The sequence below is a fragment of the Pseudomonas sp. GW821-FHT04D07 genome (assembly GCF_059420225.1).
This window is the reverse complement of record NZ_JBWKTH010000044.1, coordinates 23,689-43,026: the sequence shown is the minus strand read 5'-3', so window position 1 is coordinate 43,026 and position 19,338 is coordinate 23,689. Positions and strand designations below refer to the sequence as shown.

Below are 19,338 nucleotides of genomic sequence, written 5' to 3'. Positions count from 1 at the left end.
CCCCCCCCCCCCCCCCCCCCCCCCCCCCCCCCCCCCCCCCCCCCCCCCCCCCCCCCCCGCTCCCACACAAGCACCGCCCCCACAAGGTTATCTTGCGCTCTTCAGGTCAGAGGGCGAACGGCAACGAGGTGTTGACCTGCTGGCGCTGCGCCAGGCGCAGCTGGAACTCCATCGGGTCGTGAATCAGCACGTCCTGCCCGGCAAAGGATTCGGCGGCAATCAGGCGCGACAGCCAGAAACGTACGCAGCCCACCCGCAACATGGTCGGCCACAACTCGGCCTCGCCAGCGGTGAACGGCCGCAAGCCGGCATACGCACCCAACAGGGCCCGGGCCCGTTGCCCGTCGAGCACCCCGGCGTCATCCGAACACCAGTCGTTCAAGGCGATCGCCACGTCGTACAGCATCGGTCCGGAACAGGCATTGTAGAAGTCGATCAACCCGGTCAGGTGGGTGCCTTCGAACATCGCGTTGTCGCGGAACAGGTCGGCGTGCAGGTTGGCCCGTGGCAGCGCGAGGATCTGCGCCTTGTACTGGCCAATCTCCTCCAGCGCCGCTTGCAGCAGGCCGCGTGCCTCGTCGTCCAGGTGCGACTGCAACTTCTCGCCCTCTTCGAGCATCCAGTCCAGGCCACGATCGGTCTTGCGCTCGAGAATATGGTTGCGGGTCGCCAGGTGCAGGTGGCCGAGCAACTCGCCGACCTGGGCGCAGTGCTGGGCATTGGCTACCTTGATGTGCTTGCCGGCCAGCCGCGGTTGCAGCAACGCCGGCTTGCCGGCCAGCTCGCGCAGGGCCTGGCCGTCGGTGGTGCGCAAGGCATAGGGCACCGGCAGGTCGGCGTCATGCAGCACGTCGAGCAGTTCGATGAAGAACGGCATTTCCTGCACCGGTCCGCGCTCAACCAGGGTCAGGACGTATTCACCCTTCTCCAGGCTGATGAAGAAATTGGTGTTTTCACTGCCGGCGGCAATTCCCTGGAAGTCGAGCAGACGACCGAGCCCGTAAGGGGCGAGAAAGGTTTCCAGCTCAGGCCGAGCCAGGGGGGTGAACACAGACATGGTTAAAACTGCCAGTACGGGCGCCGCCCAAGGCGGCGCCGATTAAAGTTAGGGGCTTACTTCCACTCGAAGATCTTCCACGCGGGAATCAGCATATCCGGTTGGTCCGAGCGGATATAGTTTGCATCAGTACCATCGGCACGGACCAGAAAGTAGGGTTTGCCACCCTTGGGGGTGACCTTGATGGCGTACAGAAAGCCATTTACCCGGTATTCCTGGATCGTTTTGTCACCTTCCGTGTGAATCGTCACTTCTGGTTCGGCCGAAGGCGCATCCGACGCGGCCATGGCGGCCAACGGCGTGAGCGCGAGCAGGCCGCCCAATAACAGGCGATTGAGTTTACGCATGATAACCTTGTCCCTTTGTCGTCAACGGTCCGGCTATTCTAGCGCCGCACCCGCCGAAAAGGTTGATCGTACTCATGAGCCAAGCTCCTCTCGTCCTGGTGGACGGTTCTTCCTACCTGTATCGCGCCTTCCACGCGATGCCGCCGCTCACCACGTCCAAGGGCTTGCCCACCGGAGCGGTCAAGGGCGTGCTGAACATGCTCAGAAGCCTGCGCAAACAGTATCCGCAAAGCCCGTTCGCAGTGGTCTTCGACGCCAAGGGCGGAACCTTTCGCGATGAAATGTATGCCCACTACAAGGCCAATCGCCCGAGCATGCCCGATGATATGCGCGTGCAGATCGAGCCGCTGCATGCCAGCGTGCGTGCCCTGGGGTTCCCGTTGCTGTGCGTGGAAGGCGTGGAAGCCGACGATGTAATCGGTACCCTGGCCCGCAGCAGTGCGGCGGCCGACCGCCCGGTGGTGATTTCCACCGGTGACAAGGACATGGCGCAGTTGGTCGACGGGCACATTACCCTGGTCAATACCATGAACGAAACCTCGATGGACGTGGAAGGCGTGAAGGCTAAGTTTGGCGTCGCTCCCGAGCAGATCATCGATCTGCTGGCGCTGATGGGCGACTCTTCCGACAACATTCCCGGGGTCAAGGGCGTTGGTGAGAAAACCGCCGTGGCCCTGCTGGTGGGGGTCAACGGCGGCTTGAAAGAGCTCTACGAGCAGCTCGACCAGGTGCCGAACCTGCCGATTCGCGGAGCCAAGACCTTGCCGGCCAAGTTGCTCGAGCACAAGGACATGGCGTTCCTGTCCTACCAGTTGGCGACCATCAAGGTCGATGTGCCGCTGGAGATCGGCCTCGACGACCTGCACCTGGGCGAGCCGGATCGGGAAAAACTCGCCGAGCTGTACGCCGAGCTGGAGTTCAAGAGCTGGATCGACGAGTTGCAGCGCGAAGCCAAGCGCATCGAGCTGGCGGTGGTTGCGGCACCCGTGGCGGACAGCGCCGGGCTCTTCGACGCCGAATCGGCGCCCGCGACCCTGCCGGTGGTCGAGGCTCCCAGCGAGCCACAGTACGAAACTATCCTCGACCAGGCCCGCTTCGATGTCTGGCTGAAGAAGCTCAAGGAGGCGAAACTCTTCGCCTTCGACACCGAAACCACCGGGATCGATGCGCAACAGGCGCAACTGGTCGGTGTTTCCTTTGCCGTGCAGGCCAATGAAGCCGCCTATGTGCCGCTGACCCACTGCTATCTCGATGTGCCGCAGCAACTGGATCGCGACAGCGTGCTGCGGGCCTTGCAGCCGCTGTTGGAAGACCCGGAAAAGCTCAAGGTCGGCCAGCACGCCAAGTTCGACATGAATATCCTCGCCAACTGCGCCATCGGCGGCGATCCGGCGTGCGGCATCAGCGTGCGCGGCATTGCCTTCGACACCATGCTCGAGTCCTATGTGCTCAATGCCACGGCAACGCGGCACGATATGGACAGCCTGGCGAAGAAGTACCTCGACTACGACACCGTCAGCTTCCAGGACATCGCCGGCAAGGGCGCCAAGCAACTGACCTTCGACCAGATCGCCCTGGAGCAGGCCGGGCCTTATGCCGCCGAAGACGCCGACGTAACCTTGCGCCTGCACCTGGCCTTGCACGAGCAACTGGCCGCTGTGCCGAGCCTGCTCAGCGTGCTGACCGATATCGAAATGCCGCTGGTGCCGGTGCTGGCGCGGATCGAACGCCAGGGCGCGCTGGTGGATGCCGCGTTGCTCGGGGTGCAGAGCCTCGAGCTGGGCAAGAAGATGGTGGAGCTGGAGCGCGAAGCGTTCGCGATCGCCGGCGAGGAGTTCAATCTCGGTTCACCCAAGCAATTGGGGGCGATCCTCTACGAAAAACTTGGCCTGCCGGTGCTGAAGAAAACCGGCAAGGGGCAGGCGTCCACGGCCGAAGAAGTGCTGACCAAGCTGGCCGAGGACGATTATCCGTTGCCCAAGGTGTTGATGCAGTACCGCTCCATGAGCAAGTTGAAAAGTACCTACACCGATCGCCTGCCGGAGCAGATCAACCCGCGTACCGGGCGTATCCACACCTCCTACCACCAGGCGGTGGCGGCCACCGGGCGGCTCTCCTCCAGCGATCCGAACCTGCAGAACATCCCGGTGCGCACCGCTGAAGGGCGGCGGATTCGCCAGGCGTTCGTCGCGCCCAAGGGCTACAAGTTGCTGTCGGCGGACTACTCGCAGATCGAGCTGCGGATCATGGCCCATTTGTCCAAGGACGAAGGCTTGCTCAATGCCTTCCGCCACAACCTCGACGTGCACACGGCGACGGCGGCGGAAGTGTTCAAGGTCGAGCTGGGTGAGGTCACGTCCGACCAGCGCCGTAGCGCCAAGGCCATCAACTTCGGCCTGATCTATGGCATGGGCGCGCAGAAGCTGGGCAAGGACATCGGTGTCGACACCAAGACCGCCAAGGCTTACATCGACGTGTATTTCGCCCGCTACCCGGGAGTGCGCGAATACATGGAGCGTACCCGTGCCCAGGCCTCGGAGCAGGGTTATGTCGAGACCCTGTTCGGACGTCGGTTGTACCTGCCGGAGATCCACTCCAACAGACCCCAGGAGCGTGCTGGCGCCGAGCGTACGGCGATCAATGCGCCGATGCAGGGCACGGCGGCGGACATCATCAAGAAAGCCATGGTGGCGGTGGATAACTGGCTCTGCGAATCCGCTCTGGATGCCCGGGTCATCCTCCAGGTGCACGATGAACTGGTGCTGGAGGTGCGTGAGGACCTGGTGGCGGAAGTCAGCGAGAAGATTCGCCTCCATATGAGCGGCGCGGTGCAGCTGGATGTGCCGTTGCTGGTGGACGTGGGCGTGGGCAACAACTGGGATGAGGCGCATTAAGCGCAGAACCTGAAAGCACCACAACAGAGGGTTTTTGCCGCGATATGACGTCGCGGCAAAACACCATCGAAGGGCAATTGGTTTCGGAATCGGTGCCACTTATGCCAAATAGTTTTTGAAAATGTTCGGAACTAAATCGGCGAAACGGCACTCAGAGTTACTGAATGGCTGGTGAAGCCCTTCGATGCTCCTATGTTGTGTTAAGTGTTGGCAGATATTCCGGACCCCGCCCTAGCGGTTCGGAACTTGGACCCCGAACTTCCCCTCCCCATACGAAGTCCGGGGTTTTTTTTGCCCCCAAACTGGCTGTGGCACGCTCAGGCAAGACAAAAGCGCGGTGTGAAAGACTCATTTACAGCCAGTAAACTTCGCCTTTCACACCGCGCTTTTGTCTTGCCTGAGCGCACCACAGACAGTTTGGTGTACGTCTGTCGGGCCTCAAAAGCTTATTCCGCTACGGCTTCGCTACCCTTGTCCGCCAGTTCCATCCAGTCCGCCAACACCGTGTAGGCCTCTTCCAGGCCCTGGCGCTTGGGTGCCGAGAACAGTTGGATGCTGATGGTGTCACCCCAGCCCTTGCGGATTTCCGCCTGGACCTTGAGCAAGGTGTTCTTCGCCGCGCCGTAGGTCAGCTTGTCGGCCTTGGTCAGCAGGATGTGCATCGGCATGCCGCTGGCCACCGCCCAATCGAGCATCAACAGGTCGAAGTCGGTCATCGGATGGCGGATATCCATCATCAGGATCAGGCCCTTCAGACTCTCGCGGCCACCCAGGTACGCTTCCAGGTGACGCTGCCAATGCAGCTTGAGCGGAATCGGAACTTTTGCATAACCGTAGCCCGGCAGGTCGACCAGACGCCGATCATCGTCTAGCTTGAAGAAGTTCAACAACTGTGTGCGACCCGGGGTTTTCGAGGTGCGCGCCAGGCTCGCATGGGTCAGGGTGTTGAGGGCGCTGGATTTGCCAGCGTTGGAACGGCCGGCAAAGGCCACTTCAAATCCTTCGTCGTCCGGGCACTGGTCGACTTTGGCGGCGCTGAGCATGAAGGTGGACTGTTGGCACAGGCCGAGAATGGGGTTCTTGAGTTGCATGGGATTTCCGATGTGGGCGGTGCCGGGGATGGACGCGGCAGCAGTGTCGTTTCCGTTTCAGTAGCGCCAGTATATAATGCCGCAGATTTTGTGTGTGCTTTGTCCCTACACAGGATAAAGCCCACGGGGGCGATAGACCTAGGCCGCGCAGTAGAACGCGGTACGTCCCCAACCCTGAGAAGGTCATTTATGACCCAATGGCTGCTGGCCGCCGGACTCTTGATGCCGCTTTGCAGCGCGCAGGCTACACAGGATCCGGAGGCCGTGTACAACCGTGTTTGTGGTGCCTGCCATGCCGGACAGCTGCCGATGGCCCCTCGAAAGGGTGACCAGGTGGCCTGGAAGCCAAGATTGGCGCAAGGTATGGAGACGCTGGTGCAACACGTGACCCAGGGTTTCAAGGCGATGCCGCCGCGTGGTTTGTGCATGGACTGCAGTACCGAGGATTACCGAAGCATCATCCAGTGGATGAGCGAGTAAGCCCGGTCCATAACTCTTAACCCTTAGCCGTAGTTGGATTAGCTGATGAACAAACTGATCGTGAGTCTGCTGTTGACCCTGGGGATCACAGGCCTGGCACAGGCCGCTGGCGATGCCAAGGCCGGTCAGGCCAAGGCCGCTGTCTGCGGAGCCTGCCACGGGCCCGATGGCAACAGCATGGCCCCCAACTTTCCGAAACTGGCCGGCCAGGGCGAACGCTACCTGACCAAGCAGATGCAGGACATCAAGTCGGGCAAGCGCACCGTGCTGGAAATGACCGGACTGCTAACCAACCTGAGCGATCAGGACCTGTCCGATATCGCCGCCTACTTTTCCAGCCAGCAAGGCAGCGTCGGCGCCGCCGATCCCAAGGTCGTGGCCCACGGTGAAGAGTTGTTCCGCGGCGGCAAGCTGGACCAGGGCATGCCGTCCTGCATCGGTTGCCACTCGCCCAATGGCGCGGGCAACGCCGCCGCCGGCTTCCCACACCTGGGCGGCCAGCATGCGCAATACGTTGCCAAGCAGCTGAACGATTTCCGTGAAGGCAACCGCACCAACGACGGCGATACCAAGATCATGCAGAGCATCGCCGCGAAGATGAGCAACAAGGATATCGAAGCCGTCTCCAGCTACGTACAGGGCCTGCACTGAGGTTCTGACGCTCAGGCGCGCGGCGGATTGTCATCTTTGGCAACGTTAATGATCGATTAATCCGCTGTTGCGACGATAAAAGGGTGGCCTTGGCCGCCCTTTTTTGTGGCCGCTGCCGTTACACTCATTATCGAACTAGAGCCCGCCCCGGTCTGTCTGAGTCACAGGTCGCGTCTGAGGCCACTTATCCATGTCCAGGAGCAAAGCATGCGTAATCTGATTCTCAGCGCCGCCCTCGTCACCGCCAGCTTGTTTGGCATGACGGCCCAGGCCGCCGATGTACCACTTGAGGCCGGCAAGACCTATGTCGAGCTGGAAAAACCGGTGCAGGTTGCCGTCCCAGGCAAGATTGAGGTGATCGAGTTCTTCTGGTACGGCTGCCCGCATTGCTATGCCTTTGAACCGACCATCAATCCTTGGGCCGAGAAACTGCCCAGCGATGTCAACTTCGTGCGTATCCCGGCCATTTTCGGCGGCCCCTGGAACGCTCACGGCCAGATGTTCCTGACCCTCGAAGCCATGGGTGTGGAAAACCGTGTGCACAAGGCGGTGTTCGAAGAAGTGCAGAAAACCCACAAGCTGACCCAGCCTGAAGAGATGGCCGATTTCCTCGCCACCCAGGGCGTCGACAAGCAGAAGTTCCTCGATACCTTCAAATCGTTCGCGATCACGGGCCAGATGAAAAAGGCCAAGGACCTGGCTGAACAGTACGGTATCTCCGGCGTACCGACCATGATCGTCAACGGCAAATACCGCTTCGACCTCGGCACCACCGGTGGTCCCGAGGCCGCGCTGAATGTCGCCGATCAGTTGATCGCCAAGGAGCGGGCAGCCATGACGGCGGCCAAGTAAGGCCGCCGCCGTGATCGGGCGCTGGGGGACGGAGCGTCTTGTTGGCCTGCATGAACCCAAGGTCAACGAGCGTCACCTGGAGAGCACTGGGCTGCCGGTGGACAACCGCCTGCGCCTGCTCAGTTTCAATATCCAGGTGGGCATCAGCACCCAGCGTTATCGACATTACCTGACCCGTGGCTGGCAGCACCTGTTGCCAGCCACGGGGCGGGCGGACAACCTGCAGAAAATCGGCGGCCTGCTCGCCGATTTCGACCTGGTGGCCCTTCAGGAGGCCGATGGTGGCAGCCTGCGTTCCGGCTACATCAATCAGGTCGAGCACCTGGCCCAGCTCGGTGCCTTTCCCTACTGGTACCAGCAACTCAATCGCAACCTCGGGCGCCTGGCCCAGCACAGCAATGGGGTGCTGAGCCGTTTGCGGCCCTCGGCGATCGAGGATCATCCGTTGCCGGGGCCCGCCGGCCGCGGGGCCATTCTCGTGCGCTTTGGCGAGGGCCCGGAGGCCTTGGTGGTGGTGATGATGCACCTGGCCCTGGGGGCGCGGGCCCGTACCCGGCAACTGGCTTATGTCCGCGAGTTGATTGGCGGCTTTCGGCACCTGGTGCTGATGGGCGACATGAACACCCATGCCAGCGACCTGCTACTACACTCGCCTTTACGTGACCTCGGCTTGCTCGCACCGCAGGTGGAAGCCACTTTCCCCAGCTGGCGTCCGCAACGTTGCCTGGACCACATTCTGCTCAGCCCCAGTCTGACGCTGGAGCGAGTTGAGGTGCTGGCCCAACCTATTTCCGACCATTTGCCGGTGGCGGTCGAAATTCGTCTGCCAGGTTCCATCGGTTCTGATACGTTGCCGGCCTTGAGTAGCTAAATCTCGCGGACACCGGCATGAGCAGCGAAGAAGTCGAACGCTGGAAAGAGAAATACCTTAAAAGCATCGAACAACAGGAAAAGCTCGAGCGTCGCTGGGACGCCCGTCTGGACCTGCTTCGCCGTGGGCTGGTGCGCAGCACGCTGGCGGCGGAAGGGACCGACCGCGCGGTTGACCTGTGCATGAAGGAAATGCGCGATATCGTGCGTAGCGACGATATGGACGCAGCGCTCGCGGCCTTGTTGCCCCGGCTGGAAAAGGCCGTGCTCGACTCCGAACAGCGTCGTGAGACTCGCGCCGAGCAGGTGAGCAGCGCGTTGACCTCACTGGTGACCCAGCTGCAATCCCTGCCGCTGTCCCGTGAAGTCAGGCGGCCGCTGAAGAACTTCGCCAAGCAGCTTGAGGGGCGTGTTGGTCAGGCGCGGGAAATCCCCTTGCTGCTCAGCGAGCTCAGTGGTCTGCAAGGCAAGGCATTGACCCAGCTTGAGCAGCCGGTCGAGCCGGGTCGCCCGGGTCTGTTGCAACGGCTGTTCGGCGGCAAGGAGGCGACGCAAGAAACCCGCCCGGGCCAGCCGTCGGTTCCGCCCTCCGCTGTCGAAGAGGTTCCAGCCCACGCGGCCGAACCCATGGCGCGCGAGCCCGGGGTTCAGGTATCGGAGCCTGTTCATACACCCGCACCCGCACCCACAGCACCTGTACCGGTAGTGGCACCTGCCATCGCGACAGCGGCTCCGCCCGCCGCCCCGGTTGAGGCCACCGCGTCAGCCGAGCCCGAAGCGCCTCGGCCAGTACCGACACCGGCTATCGAGCCCGAGCCGCTGGCCGCCGCCAAGCCTGTCGAAGCGGTGGCCTATGCGCCACCGGTGGTGCAGCTGGAGCCGTCGGCTGTTGTCGCCGAGGCGGTTTGCGCAGCGCCGTCCGTGGTCCCGGCGAGCGAAGATGAACACCCCTCGGTACTGGCTGCCGGGCCCAGCCTGGTGCCCGCGCCGGTCGTCGAGGCGGCCGCCGCGCCAGAAGCGCCGGCCCCGACGGTGCATCCCGTGCCTACGGTGTTTATCGACAGCCTGCCATTACCCGCAGTGATGGCTGAAGCGCTGGCGGCCGTCGACCCGGAGTATCCGGAGCCGGATGTGCTGTTTGCCTTACCCGAATCCCCAGAGCCGTCCTACAGCTCGGTGGCCGAGCATATCGAGTCGACGTTGCTGGGCCTGCTGAATGACCTGACCCTGCCCGAGCGTCACCAGGCGCATGCCGAGGCCATGCGCCACCGGCTAGAACATGGGCTGAACTGGTACGAGTTGCTGCCGATCCTCGACGATCTGGCGGTGTTGATGCTGGCGATCAACGACAGCGGTCAACACGACTTCCAGATCTACCTCAAGCAGCTCAACGAACGCCTGGAGTCGTTCCAGAGCAACCTGCAAGCGGCGAGTGCCGGGCATGCCGAAGGGCGTACGGCGGCGAACGAGTTGCACAGCCAACTGCGCGAGCATGTCGATAGCCTGCAAAGCAGCGTGCAGGATGCCGCGGACCTGGACAGCCTCAAGCACATCCTGGAAAACCGCCTTGAAGGTTTGCTCGGCACCATGGACCAGCACCAGCAGCAACGAGCGATCCGCGAGCAGGAAGTCGCCGTGCGCTTGCAGAGCCTGGCCGAGCGCGTGGCGCACATGGAGCAGGAGGCCCAGGGCTATCGTGATCACCTCGAGGAGCAGCGTCAGAAAGCCCTGGTCGACCCGCTGACCGGCCTGCCCAATCGGGCGGCCTGGAGCGAGCGCCTGGAGCATGAGATGGCGCAGTGGCAGCAGCATGGCAACACCCTGCTGATCGCCATGCTCGATCTCGACCACTTCAAGCGGATCAACGACAACTACGGTCACCTGGCCGGCGACAAAGTGTTGAAGATCATTGCCGGCGAGTTGCGCAAGCGTCTGCGTCCCAGTGACTTCATTGCCCGTTTCGGCGGCGAGGAGTTCGTCCTGTTGGTGCCCAATACCTCGATCAGCGCCGGGCTCAAGCTGACCGACGCCTTGCGCGCGGCGATCGAGGCGTGTCCGTTCCACTTCAAGGGCGAGCGCGTGACGATCACCGTGTCGGTCGGGTTGTCGGCGCTCAAGACCGGTGAGCGCAGCGATCATGCGCTGAAAAGAGCCGATGAGGCGCTTTACCGGGCCAAGAATGCCGGGCGCAATCGTGTCGAGCAGGGCTGAGTACAAGACGCACGTGCTTGTAGGAGCCGGCTTGCTGGCGATGGCGTCCGCAAGGCCAATGCTAGGCTTGCGGGCCTCATCGCCAGCAAGCTGGCTCCTACAGTGATCGCGTTGACTGAAGGGGTAGGTCCAGGGTCAGGAGGGTACTCCAGGTTGCATCAGGTAACAGTGTATTGGCCGCTGCTGGGCCGGCCAGTACGTTATGCTGTCAAATTACTGTCTTCGTTTGTTGCCACCGCCATGAAACTGCTCCCTCTCCTTCTTTCGATCCTGTTGCTGGCGGGCTGCGCCAGCGCTCCGCGACTGGACACCAGTCACCCTTCGGTCAACTACGACAACCGCGTGCAGTTCGTGATCCTCCATTACACCTCGGCGAATATGGAAAACTCGCTGAGATTGCTGACCCATGGCCAGGTCAGCAGCCATTACCTGATCGGCGACGACCCCCGCGCCACCCTCTACAAGCTGGTGGACGAGAGTCAGCGCGCCTGGCACGCCGGGGAAAGCGAATGGCTGGGGCGTACCTGGCTGAACTCCAGCTCCATTGGCATTGAAATCGTCAACCCGGGTTTCCGCGACACACCCGCCGGGCGTGTCTGGTACCCCTACAGCGAAGCCCAGATCCAGGCCCTGGTGGTGCTGCTCAAGGACATCGTCAAACGCAACCATATCGAGCCGCGCAACGTGATCGGCCATAGCGATATCGCGCCGCTGCGCAAGCAGGACCCGGGCCCGCTGATGCCCTGGAAGCGCCTGGCAGCGGAGGGTCTCGGCGTATGGCCTGACGAACAGGCGGTCGCCGGGTTGCAAGGTGCCTACGTCGCGCAACTGCCGAGCATCACCTGGTTCCAGCAGCAGCTCATGCGCCTGGGCTATGCCACGCCGCAGACCGGCGAACTGGATGTTGCCACGCGCCATGTGCTGGCGGCTTTCCAGATGCACTTCCGCCCGACACGCTTCGACGGCCTGCCGGATGCGCAAAGTGCCGCGATCCTCCAGGTACTGAACCAGTCAAAATAGCGTCACCGCCGGACGGTCAGCGCCAACTCGCCAATCTGTTGCTATAACTCATTGGTAAGTCTTCGGAAATTCGCTGATGCCGGCTCGTGAGACGTTGCGTACCTGGTTCCATCGTCCCTGGTCGCTGGCATTGCTGGCGGCCCTGCTCAGTATCGCCCTGTTGTTGGCCGGTAGCCTGGGGGTGGCGATGCACCAGGTCAGGCAGCACGAAAGCGAGCAGATGAATGCCCAGGGACAACGTTTCCTGGCGCGCCTGGAGCAGCTTTTCGGGCAGCTACGCGAGGGGCTCGACCAATTGGAGGCCCAGCCCTTGCGGGACTGCAGCCCGGAGATGATCGACACCTTGCAGCAACTGAGCTTCAACTACCGGTTTATCTCCGAAGCCTTCTATGTCGACGCCGTCCAGTCCTGCTCCAACTGGCCGAACCGAGAGGCCCACATGCCCTTGCGGGGGCCGGATATGCGCGGGCCGACCTACAGCTATTGGCTCAATACCTCGACCCAACCCAATGACAACCTGGCCACCCTGATGCTCGGACGCGGTCACTTCCGGGTGTCCACCTCCCGTGGGCATCTGAGCGATGTGGTGGAACTGCCGCCGGGGGCCAGCCTGCTGGTGGTGGTCGACCGTGGTCGGCGGGCGATTCCGGTGCTGGGGCCGGCGCAAACCTGGCCACCCCTTGGCTGGCCGCCGAAGGGGCGCGACCCGCTGGTGATCACGCCGAATGAATTGATCTATCGCATGCCCACCCGTACCCCGGAATACCAGTTGGTGATGGTGGCCCCGCGCGGGGCCAGGCCGCTGCCGATCGACCCGCTGTGGTGGTGGCTGCTCTCGGTGAGCCTGCTGATTGCCTTCTGCATCGGTGGCCTGACCTTGCAACTGGCCCGCCAGCGCCAGTCGCTCAACGGCGAACTGCAAGGGGCGTTGCGGCGGGGTGAGTTCCAGGTGCTGTATCAACCGATCTTCGAGCTCGGCAGCCGCCATTGCGTGGGCGCCGAAGCCTTGATCCGCTGGCGCCGGCCGGATGGCACGCTGACCAGCCCCGACCTGTTCATCCCCCTGGCGGAAAATACCGGGCAGATCCGCCAGATCACCGATTTCGTCCTGCAACGCTTGCTCGAGCAGCTGGGGCACCTGTTGCGGGCCAATCCGCAGCTGTATATCTCGGTGAACCTGGCAGCCTGCGATGTCATGGTGCCACGTATCGGTGAGGTGATTGCCGATCTGTTGCGGGCGCACCGGGTCAGCGCTCGGCAGATCGCTTTCGAAGTGACTGAGCGCGGGCTGATCGACGTGGTGGTGGCCCGGGACAATTTGCAGGCCCTGCGCAATGTCGGTCATCAGGTGTTGATCGACGACTTCGGTACCGGCTATTGCAGCCTGGCTTATCTGCAAACCCTGCCGGTGGACTGCCTGAAGATCGACAAGGCCTTTATCGATGCTCTGGGTCATGACGCCGCCAGCAGTGGCGTGGCGCCGCATATCATCCGTATGGCCCATGCGCTGCATTTGCGGGTGATCGCCGAGGGCATCGAGTACGAGCACCAGGCCTTGCTGCTGAGCAGCGAAGGGGTCAATTACGGCCAGGGTTGGTTGTTCGCCCAGGCGCTGACGGCGGTGCAGTTCGTCGAACTGATCACGCGCGGTCGACGCCTGGCCTCGCGCCGGCTGGACAATGAAGCCTAGGCCGTGGGAGCGCTAGAGCGGCAATGCCATGTAGAACTGCGTGCCCTGTCCCGGCCTTGAATACACGCCCATGCGCCCGCTGTGCAATTGCACGATCTCCTTGCACAGGGCCAGGCCCAGGCCGGCGCCGCCTTTCTTGCGGCCGACCTGGACGAAGGGTTCGAAGATGCGGCCCTGTTGCCCATAGGCAATGCCCTCGCCGTTGTCCTCGACGCTGATGATGACCCGCTCGCCATGGCGCCGGGCCTGCAAGCGAATCTGCCCGCCTCGGGGGGTATGGCGCAGGGCATTGTCCAGCAGGTTATCGAGCACGCGCTCCAGTTGCGGTTGGTCGGCCGGCAGGCGCGGCAAGGGCGGCTGCAGTTCGACCTGCAGGTCGATGCCCTGGGTCAGGGCCCGTTCGGCAAAGCGCAGGCGGCAGGCTTCGAGCAGTGTCTCGATGTCGCAGGGCAGCAGCGTCAGCTTCTGCAGGCCATTCTGGTAACGGGAGAAATTCAGCAGGTCGTTGATCAATTGCATCAGCCGCAGCATTTCTTCGTTGACTGTGTTCAACAGGTCCGCTTCCCGCGATTCGCTGTCGAAATGCACGCGCTCCTGCAACAGGCCGAAGGCCATGTGCATGCCGGTAACCGGCGTGCGCAGCTCGTGGGAGGCGCGCAGGACGAACTCGCTGCGCACCCGCTCGAAGGCGCGCTGTTCGGTGACGTCGTGGAGCACCATCACCGCGCCGAGAATATGGCCTTGGGTATGACTGACCGGGGTCAAGCTGTAGGTCAGCAGGCGCGACTCGCCTTCGACCTCGACCTCAAGGTCTTCCGGCGCCCGTTCCAGACTGGCCCCGCGCAGGATCAAGTGCAGTTGCGCGTCCAGCTCGGGCCGTTGCAGGGCCGCGCCCAGGCCCTGGCCCAGACGGTCGCCGTCCCAGCCCAGTTGCCGTTGGGCTACCGGATTGAGGTGTTCCAGGCGGCCTTCGCGGTCAATCATCAGCAGCCCGTCGTCGATGCTGTCGAGCACGGCCTGCAAGCGTTGCTGGCCAGCCAGTAATTCGTCGATGTTGGTTGCCTGATGCTGGCGCAGGGCCTCGGCCATGATGCCGAAACGTCGGGTCAGCAGGTTCATCTCGACGGCCGAGGAAGTCGGCAGGGTCACTTCGAAGTTGCCCTGGCCGATGTGGTCCGCCGCCTCGGCCAGGGCCTCGATCGGCGCACCGAAACGCCGGGCAATGCCGTGGGCGGTGATAAAACCGATGATCAGCACCGCCAGCCCGACAAACCCCAGCAGCCCGGCCACCAGCAGCGCCCGCTCGCGGGCGTTGGTTTCCGTCGAGCTGATGTTGTCCAGCGCCTGCTTGTGCTCGGCGATCAGGCCGTTGCGCAGGACGTTGAAGCGATTGGTGAGCTCCTCGGTGCTGCCGCTGCCGTCGCGCGAGTGGGCGAAGGCCTGGAGGAACAGTTCGTAGTCGATCCGTGCCTGGGCAAAGCCACTGCGTACGTCGCTGCTCTGCTCATGCTCGATGCCTTCGTGGAGCAGTTGCAGGTAGTGCTCGCGCGAGGCCTCGAGCGCGGTCTGGTCGGGTTTGTCACCGAGCATCAGGAGCAACTGGTCGCCCAGGCTTTGGCGCAGCTTGAGGCCCAGGTCCAGGGTGATGAAGTTGTCGCTGACCAGTGACTCCTGGGTATTGGCCATCTGCATCACGCTGACCAGGCCGAGCATCAGCCCGAGCAAGGCGACGGTGATCAGCGCCGAAATACTCAGGAAGAGCCGGGTGCGCAGCTTCATCGTGAGTTTCATGGTGTGTGACTCACAGGTTGTACTGTTTGCGTTTGCGGTACAGCGTCGAAGCGTCGATGCCCAGTGTCTTGGCCGCCTGGTCGAGGGTATCGCTGGTGGCCAGTACGGCGCCGATATGGGCTTTTTCCAGTTCGTCCAGGCTCAGGGCGGCGCCGATACGCGGAGCGCTGTTGGTCGGTTGCTCGGCCATGCCCAGGTGGCTGATCTCCACGCGCTCCTGGGGACAGATGATGCTGGCGCGTTCGACCACGTTGCGCAACTCGCGGATATTGCCCGGCCAGCGGTAGTTGAGCAGGGCTTCGCGGGCTTCGTCGCCGAAGCCGCGGGCCGGCCGCGCGTACTCCTTGACGAAGCGCGCGAGGAAACGATCGGCGAGCATCAGGATGTCTTCGCTGCGCTCGCGCAGGGGGGGCAGGTGCAGGGTGATGACGTTCAGACGGTAGAGCAGGTCCTCGCGAAAACGTCCGTCGCGGACCATGTCTTCGAGGTTGAGGTTGGTGGCGGCGAGGATCCGCACATCGGCCCGTCGGGTCACCGGATCGCCGACTCGCTCGTATTCCTTATCCTGGATAAAGCGCAGCAACTTGGGTTGCAGGGTCAGGGGGAAGTCGCCGATCTCGTCGAGAAACAGGGTGCCGCCATCGGCCTGGTTGACCCGGCCCAGGGTGCTTTCGCTGGCGCCGGTGAAGGCCCCTCGGCTGTGGCCGAACAGCTCGCTTTCCATAAGCTCGGCGGTCAGCGACGGACAGTTGATGGTCACGCAGGACTTCTTCGCCCGTTTGCTCCAGCCGTGGATGGCGCGGGCCAGTTCGCCCTTGCCGGTACCGGACTCGCCGAGGATCAGAATGTTCGCATCGGTGCTGGCCACCTGCCGTGCGGTTTCCAGCACGGCCATCATCGATGGGCTGTGGGAGTCCAGGCCGTCCTTGGGCTGGCGCACTTCACCTTCGAGGGCTTCGAGGCGGGCGGACAGTTGCCGCACTTCCAGTTGCTTGGCCGTGGCCAGGCGCAGTTGGTCGGGGCTGCACGGCTTGACCAGATAGTCGGCGGCACCGGCCTGGATGGCATCGACCGCGGTGTCCACGGCGGAGTGGGCGGTGACGATCACCACACGCATCCAGGGCGCCTGGATACGCATCTGGGCGAGCACATCGAGGCCGTTGTCCTCGCCGAGGCGCAAGTCGAGGAAGCACAGGTCGAAGACCTGGCGCTGTAACAGGCTGTCGGCCTGGGCCGCACTGTTCGCCGTGGCGACGGTGTAGCCCTCGTCTTCCAGGCAATAGCGAAAGGTGCGAAGGATGGCGGACTCATCATCCACCAGCAGAATACGGCCTTGATGTTCCGTGGCAGATTCCATATCCCATGCTCCTTTAGTAAAAGTTTCCAGGCTGTCCCGGAAAAATCCGGCACGTTATAGAGCTGCTTCTGATTGACCCGATAACAAGCAGGGTAACGGTCTCTGCGCCTGATTACTAACCCGCTGATTTGGGGAATTTTTTAAGCTCTTTGCTTCCGACAGCTGGGCTCCCAGCTAATTCCTACTGATTTTCTTACTCTTTATTCGTGAGTTTAGGTTCTTTCCTACGGATTCATCGTGCAATACGCACGATCGTAGGATGGGCATCGTGCAGGATGCGCGCTCATCAATGCGATAAGTTTTTCAACTTATTGATTTGATTAATATTTTTATAATAAAAAAGCTGGCATGCAGGCTGCAACACTCCTCCCAAGAGCGTTCACAGTGGTCGGGCCGGTTCATCTCTCCCTGCCCTGGAACAATCACCCTTGTGTCGGAGGAGTTTCAGGATGAATCGCCCACGTGCCGCCCATCGCCATCTTTCGCCACTGCACCTGCAGCAAGGATTGTTTGCCGTACTGGCGCTGCTGGTCACGCTGATTGTCGGCCAGCAGCTGCAACGCTGGAACCAGGCCAGCGTCCAGGTCCCGCGCCTGCCCGAGCATACCCTGCAACAAACCCATTTCAGTGCTGTTGGCGCCAGCATCGGCGACCCTGCCGCCTACCGTCTGACATCGGTCGATCAAGCCCAGGTGCCTGACGAATCGCTGCAGCAGCGCTGGGTGTTCTAGGCAATAGCCGGGCGCTCGGACGACAGACCGACTATTGCCCGGAGCAGTAAAGGCGGCATCCAAAAACTCGTAAGTTGAGGAGAATCACCATGTTGAGCTGGGCAGTCACATTCCTGATCATTGCCATTGTCGCCGCGGTATTGGGCTTTGGTGGCATCGCCGGTACGGCTACGGGTATCGCCAAGATCCTGTTTGTCGTATTCCTGGTGATGTTCGTGGTTTCCTTCCTGTTCGGACGCCGCGGTCGAGGTTGACCATGAGCCGTAGCCGCCCTGCCGTGGGGCGGCGGTTCCTGCCGCGACAAGACAACCGTTTGCCGCTTTAATCCTATGTCGTTCTGACATTAAGTGGCACTTTCACGGGCTCGCTTGTTTGGACGTGACCGTACGTCTAGAAATACCCTGCTGATTCCCCCATTGTTTCCGATTGAATTCGTAGGACTTTTCTACTTATTTGGCCTGGATTCACTCTTGGGGCGCAGAGGAAAAAATGCTTTGAAATGGCCGGTTTACGGCACTTTTTTCGGCTGAAATGTCCTGCTGTCGGAAGGCAAAACAGTCGTATTTTTGAACAAAGCTCATGCCGATTCGGCATAGGGTAGGCGTTTACGGCATTAGACGTCCCCCCCTTGCATGGGAATAGTTGCGCCTTTTTTCGCCTGCCAAAAAGCCATCAGGCTGGTGGGCGATGACCTTCCATGGGGGGCAGCTGCCGCCACCTGACCTGCGTAAATGCAACGGTGAGGGGCTTCTGTCCGACTCCACTTGAAGCAAGGGTAACGACATGAAGAAGGCAAAGCTCAGCCTCGCCTGGCAGATCCTCATCGGTCTGGTACTGGGGATCGCAGTGGGCGCGCTGCTCAACCATTTCAGTGCCGAGAAGGCCTGGTGGATCAGCAACGTGCTGCAACCGGCAGGCGATATTTTTATCCGCCTGATCAAGATGATCGTCATCCCGATTGTCATTTCCTCGCTGGTGGTCGGCATTGCCGGGGTCGGCGATGCCAAGAAGCTGGGGCGCATTGGCCTCAAGACCATCATCTACTTCGAGATCGTCACCACCATCGCCATTGTGGTCGGCCTGCTGCTGGCCAACGTGTTCCACCCGGGCTCCGGCATCGACATGAGCACCCTGGGCACCGTGGATATCTCCAAGTACAAGGCCACCGCCGCCGAAGTGCAGCATGAGCATGCGTTTATCGAGACCATCCTCAACCTGATTCCATCGAATATCTTTGCCGCCATGGCCCGCGGCGAAATGCTGCCGATCATCTTCTTCTCGGTCCTCTTCGGCCTCGGTCTGTCGAGCCTGCAGGCCGAGTTGCGCGACCCGCTGGTGAAGATGTTCCAGGGCGTCTCGGAAAGCATGTTCAAGGTCACCCACATGATCATGAACTACGCGCCGATCGGTGTGTTCGCCCTGATCGCGGTGACCGTCGCCAGCTTCGGCTTCGCCTCGCTGCTGCCGCTGGCCAAGCTGGTGCTGCTGGTCTACGCGGCCATCCTGTTCTTCGCCTTTGCCGTGCTCGGCCTGGTGGCCCGGCTGTTCGGCTTCTCGGTGATCAAGCTGATGCGCATCTTCAAGGATGAGTTGGTGCTGGCCTATTCCACCGCCAGTTCCGAAACCGTGTTGCCACGGGTGATCGAGAAGATGGAAGCCTACGGCGCGCCGAAAGCCATTTGCAGCTTTGTGGTGCCGACCGGCTACTCCTTCAACCTCGACGGTTCGACCCTGTACCAGAGCATCGCGGCGATCTTCATTGCCCAGCTCTATGGCATTGACCTGTCCATCGGCCAGCAATTGCTGCTGGTGCTGACCCTGATGGTCACCTCCAAGGGGATTGCCGGGGTACCGGGCGTGTCCTTCGTGGTGCTGCTGGCGACCCTGGGCAGTGTCGGTATTCCGCTGGAAGGCCTGGCCTTTATCGCCGGTGTCGACCGGGTGATGGATATGGCGCGGACCGCGTTGAACGTGATCGGCAATGCCCTGGCCGTCCTGGTGGTTTCCCGTTGGGAAGGCATGTACGACGATGCCAAGGGCGAGCGCTACTGGAACTCCCTGCCGCACTGGCGCAGCAAGGAGCCGCTGCCGGTGGGTGAGGCTTCCAGGGGCTGACCGGCTTGCCTTTGGTGTGGAAGCGGCGCTGTTCTTGTGGGAGCAGCGCTTGCTCGCGAAGAAGCCTGTGAGAACGCTAAAAAGCTTCGCGGGCAAGCACCGCTCCCACAGGTTCGGCGTATTTCCAGCCCGCTAGACAAACCCCGGACTTTCCGGGGTTTGTTGTTTCTGGCCCGACCGC

16 protein-coding genes are annotated in these 19,338 nt (G+C 62.0%); 11 read left to right on the top strand and 5 right to left on the bottom strand.

Annotated elements, in window-relative coordinates; translation table 11 throughout:
* Nucleotides 1-106: 106 nt before the first annotated feature.
* On the bottom strand, nucleotides 107-1,057 hold the full coding sequence (locus tag AC07T0_RS30350) for a homoserine kinase (protein WP_495004649.1): 951 nt from the start codon (nucleotides 1,055-1,057) through the stop codon (nucleotides 107-109).
* Nucleotides 1,058-1,113: 56 nt separating this feature from the next.
* Nucleotides 1,114-1,404 (bottom strand): DUF2782 domain-containing protein, encoded by a 291-nt coding sequence (locus AC07T0_RS30345; RefSeq protein ID WP_495004648.1) that lies wholly within the window; start codon nucleotides 1,402-1,404, stop codon nucleotides 1,114-1,116.
* A gap of 74 nt (nucleotides 1,405-1,478) precedes the next feature.
* Between AC07T0_RS30345 and polA the strand changes: the two genes are divergently transcribed.
* Nucleotides 1,479-4,298 carry a DNA polymerase I gene (gene polA / locus AC07T0_RS30340; protein WP_495004647.1) on the top strand — a complete coding sequence of 940 codons (2,820 nt, stop codon included), beginning with the start codon at nucleotides 1,479-1,481 and terminating at the stop codon, nucleotides 4,296-4,298.
* A 446-nt stretch (nucleotides 4,299-4,744) separates the two neighbouring features.
* Here the strand turns inward: polA and yihA are convergent, their stop codons facing one another.
* Nucleotides 4,745-5,389: a ribosome biogenesis GTP-binding protein YihA/YsxC gene (gene yihA, locus AC07T0_RS30335; protein ID WP_495004646.1), complete on the bottom strand. Its 645-nt coding sequence runs from the start codon at nucleotides 5,387-5,389 to the stop codon at nucleotides 4,745-4,747.
* A gap of 189 nt (nucleotides 5,390-5,578) precedes the next feature.
* Between yihA and AC07T0_RS30330 the strand changes: the two genes are divergently transcribed.
* The 7 genes from AC07T0_RS30330 (at nucleotide 5,579) to AC07T0_RS30300 (ending at nucleotide 13,163) form a co-directional block, all read left to right on the top strand.
* Complete coding sequence (locus AC07T0_RS30330) at nucleotides 5,579-5,869, top strand: c-type cytochrome (protein WP_495004645.1); 291 nt, start codon at nucleotides 5,579-5,581, stop codon at nucleotides 5,867-5,869.
* Between the two features lie 45 nt (nucleotides 5,870-5,914).
* Nucleotides 5,915-6,520, top strand: a complete 606-nt coding sequence (locus tag AC07T0_RS30325) for a c-type cytochrome (RefSeq protein ID WP_495004644.1) — start codon at nucleotides 5,915-5,917, stop codon at nucleotides 6,518-6,520.
* A 207-nt stretch (nucleotides 6,521-6,727) separates the two neighbouring features.
* Nucleotides 6,728-7,372, top strand: coding sequence for a thiol:disulfide interchange protein DsbA/DsbL (locus AC07T0_RS30320; RefSeq protein ID WP_495004643.1), 645 nt, complete (start codon nucleotides 6,728-6,730; stop codon nucleotides 7,370-7,372).
* 10 nt (nucleotides 7,373-7,382) lie between these two features.
* Nucleotides 7,383-8,243 carry an endonuclease/exonuclease/phosphatase family protein gene (locus AC07T0_RS30315; RefSeq protein WP_495004642.1) on the top strand — a complete coding sequence of 287 codons (861 nt, stop codon included), beginning with the start codon at nucleotides 7,383-7,385 and terminating at the stop codon, nucleotides 8,241-8,243.
* Nucleotides 8,244-8,260: 17 nt separating this feature from the next.
* Entirely contained in the window at nucleotides 8,261-10,453 is a 2,193-nt protein-coding gene (locus tag AC07T0_RS30310; protein WP_495004641.1) for a GGDEF domain-containing protein, read from the top strand.
* Between the two features lie 240 nt (nucleotides 10,454-10,693).
* Nucleotides 10,694-11,473 carry an N-acetylmuramoyl-L-alanine amidase gene (locus tag AC07T0_RS30305; protein ID WP_495004640.1) on the top strand — a complete coding sequence of 260 codons (780 nt, stop codon included), beginning with the start codon at nucleotides 10,694-10,696 and terminating at the stop codon, nucleotides 11,471-11,473.
* 76 nt (nucleotides 11,474-11,549) lie between these two features.
* A complete protein-coding gene (locus AC07T0_RS30300; RefSeq protein ID WP_495004639.1) occupies nucleotides 11,550-13,163 on the top strand; it encodes an EAL domain-containing protein in 1,614 nt (537 codons plus the stop codon).
* 12 nt (nucleotides 13,164-13,175) lie between these two features.
* On the opposite strand, the gene AC07T0_RS30295 is transcribed toward AC07T0_RS30300, so the two are convergent.
* Together AC07T0_RS30295 and algB are read right to left on the bottom strand one after the other, a co-directional pair.
* The gene (locus tag AC07T0_RS30295) at nucleotides 13,176-14,954 is read right to left on the bottom strand and encodes an ATP-binding protein (RefSeq protein WP_495004638.1); all 1,779 of its coding nucleotides are present in this window, start codon (nucleotides 14,952-14,954) and stop codon (nucleotides 13,176-13,178) included.
* 10 nt (nucleotides 14,955-14,964) lie between these two features.
* A complete protein-coding gene (gene algB / locus AC07T0_RS30290) occupies nucleotides 14,965-16,311 on the bottom strand; it encodes a sigma-54-dependent response regulator transcription factor AlgB (protein ID WP_495004637.1) in 1,347 nt (448 codons plus the stop codon).
* Between the two features lie 449 nt (nucleotides 16,312-16,760).
* Here algB and AC07T0_RS30285 point away from each other — a divergent pair, with 449 nt between their 5' ends.
* The 3 genes from AC07T0_RS30285 (at nucleotide 16,761) to gltP (ending at nucleotide 19,157) form a co-directional block, all read left to right on the top strand.
* Nucleotides 16,761-17,042, top strand: a complete 282-nt coding sequence (locus AC07T0_RS30285) for a hypothetical protein (protein WP_495004636.1) — start codon at nucleotides 16,761-16,763, stop codon at nucleotides 17,040-17,042.
* 89 nt (nucleotides 17,043-17,131) lie between these two features.
* Nucleotides 17,132-17,296 (top strand): DUF1328 domain-containing protein, encoded by a 165-nt coding sequence (locus AC07T0_RS30280; RefSeq protein WP_100940022.1) that lies wholly within the window; start codon nucleotides 17,132-17,134, stop codon nucleotides 17,294-17,296.
* Between the two features lie 529 nt (nucleotides 17,297-17,825).
* Nucleotides 17,826-19,157: a glutamate/aspartate:proton symporter GltP gene (gltP, locus tag AC07T0_RS30275; protein ID WP_495004635.1), complete on the top strand. Its 1,332-nt coding sequence runs from the start codon at nucleotides 17,826-17,828 to the stop codon at nucleotides 19,155-19,157.
* Nucleotides 19,158-19,338: the final 181 nt, after the last annotated feature.

Coding starts and splice junctions, on each gene's coding strand:
- AC07T0_RS30350 (WP_495004649.1), bottom strand. CDS start 1,057: ATGTCTGTGTTCACCCCCCTGGCTCGGCCTGAGCTGGAAACCTTTCTC.
- AC07T0_RS30345 (WP_495004648.1), bottom strand. CDS start 1,404: ATGCGTAAACTCAATCGCCTGTTATTGGGCGGCCTGCTCGCGCTCACG.
- polA (WP_495004647.1), top strand. CDS start 1,479: ATGAGCCAAGCTCCTCTCGTCCTGGTGGACGGTTCTTCCTACCTGTAT.
- yihA (WP_495004646.1), bottom strand. CDS start 5,389: ATGCAACTCAAGAACCCCATTCTCGGCCTGTGCCAACAGTCCACCTTC.
- AC07T0_RS30330 (WP_495004645.1), top strand. CDS start 5,579: ATGACCCAATGGCTGCTGGCCGCCGGACTCTTGATGCCGCTTTGCAGC.
- AC07T0_RS30325 (WP_495004644.1), top strand. CDS start 5,915: ATGAACAAACTGATCGTGAGTCTGCTGTTGACCCTGGGGATCACAGGC.
- AC07T0_RS30320 (WP_495004643.1), top strand. CDS start 6,728: ATGCGTAATCTGATTCTCAGCGCCGCCCTCGTCACCGCCAGCTTGTTT.
- AC07T0_RS30310 (WP_495004641.1), top strand. CDS start 8,261: ATGAGCAGCGAAGAAGTCGAACGCTGGAAAGAGAAATACCTTAAAAGC.
- AC07T0_RS30305 (WP_495004640.1), top strand. CDS start 10,694: ATGAAACTGCTCCCTCTCCTTCTTTCGATCCTGTTGCTGGCGGGCTGC.
- AC07T0_RS30300 (WP_495004639.1), top strand. CDS start 11,550: ATGCCGGCTCGTGAGACGTTGCGTACCTGGTTCCATCGTCCCTGGTCG.
- AC07T0_RS30295 (WP_495004638.1), bottom strand. CDS start 14,954: ATGAAACTCACGATGAAGCTGCGCACCCGGCTCTTCCTGAGTATTTCG.
- algB (WP_495004637.1), bottom strand. CDS start 16,311: ATGGAATCTGCCACGGAACATCAAGGCCGTATTCTGCTGGTGGATGAT.
- AC07T0_RS30285 (WP_495004636.1), top strand. CDS start 16,761: ATGAATCGCCCACGTGCCGCCCATCGCCATCTTTCGCCACTGCACCTG.
- AC07T0_RS30280 (WP_100940022.1), top strand. CDS start 17,132: ATGTTGAGCTGGGCAGTCACATTCCTGATCATTGCCATTGTCGCCGCG.
- gltP (WP_495004635.1), top strand. CDS start 17,826: ATGAAGAAGGCAAAGCTCAGCCTCGCCTGGCAGATCCTCATCGGTCTG.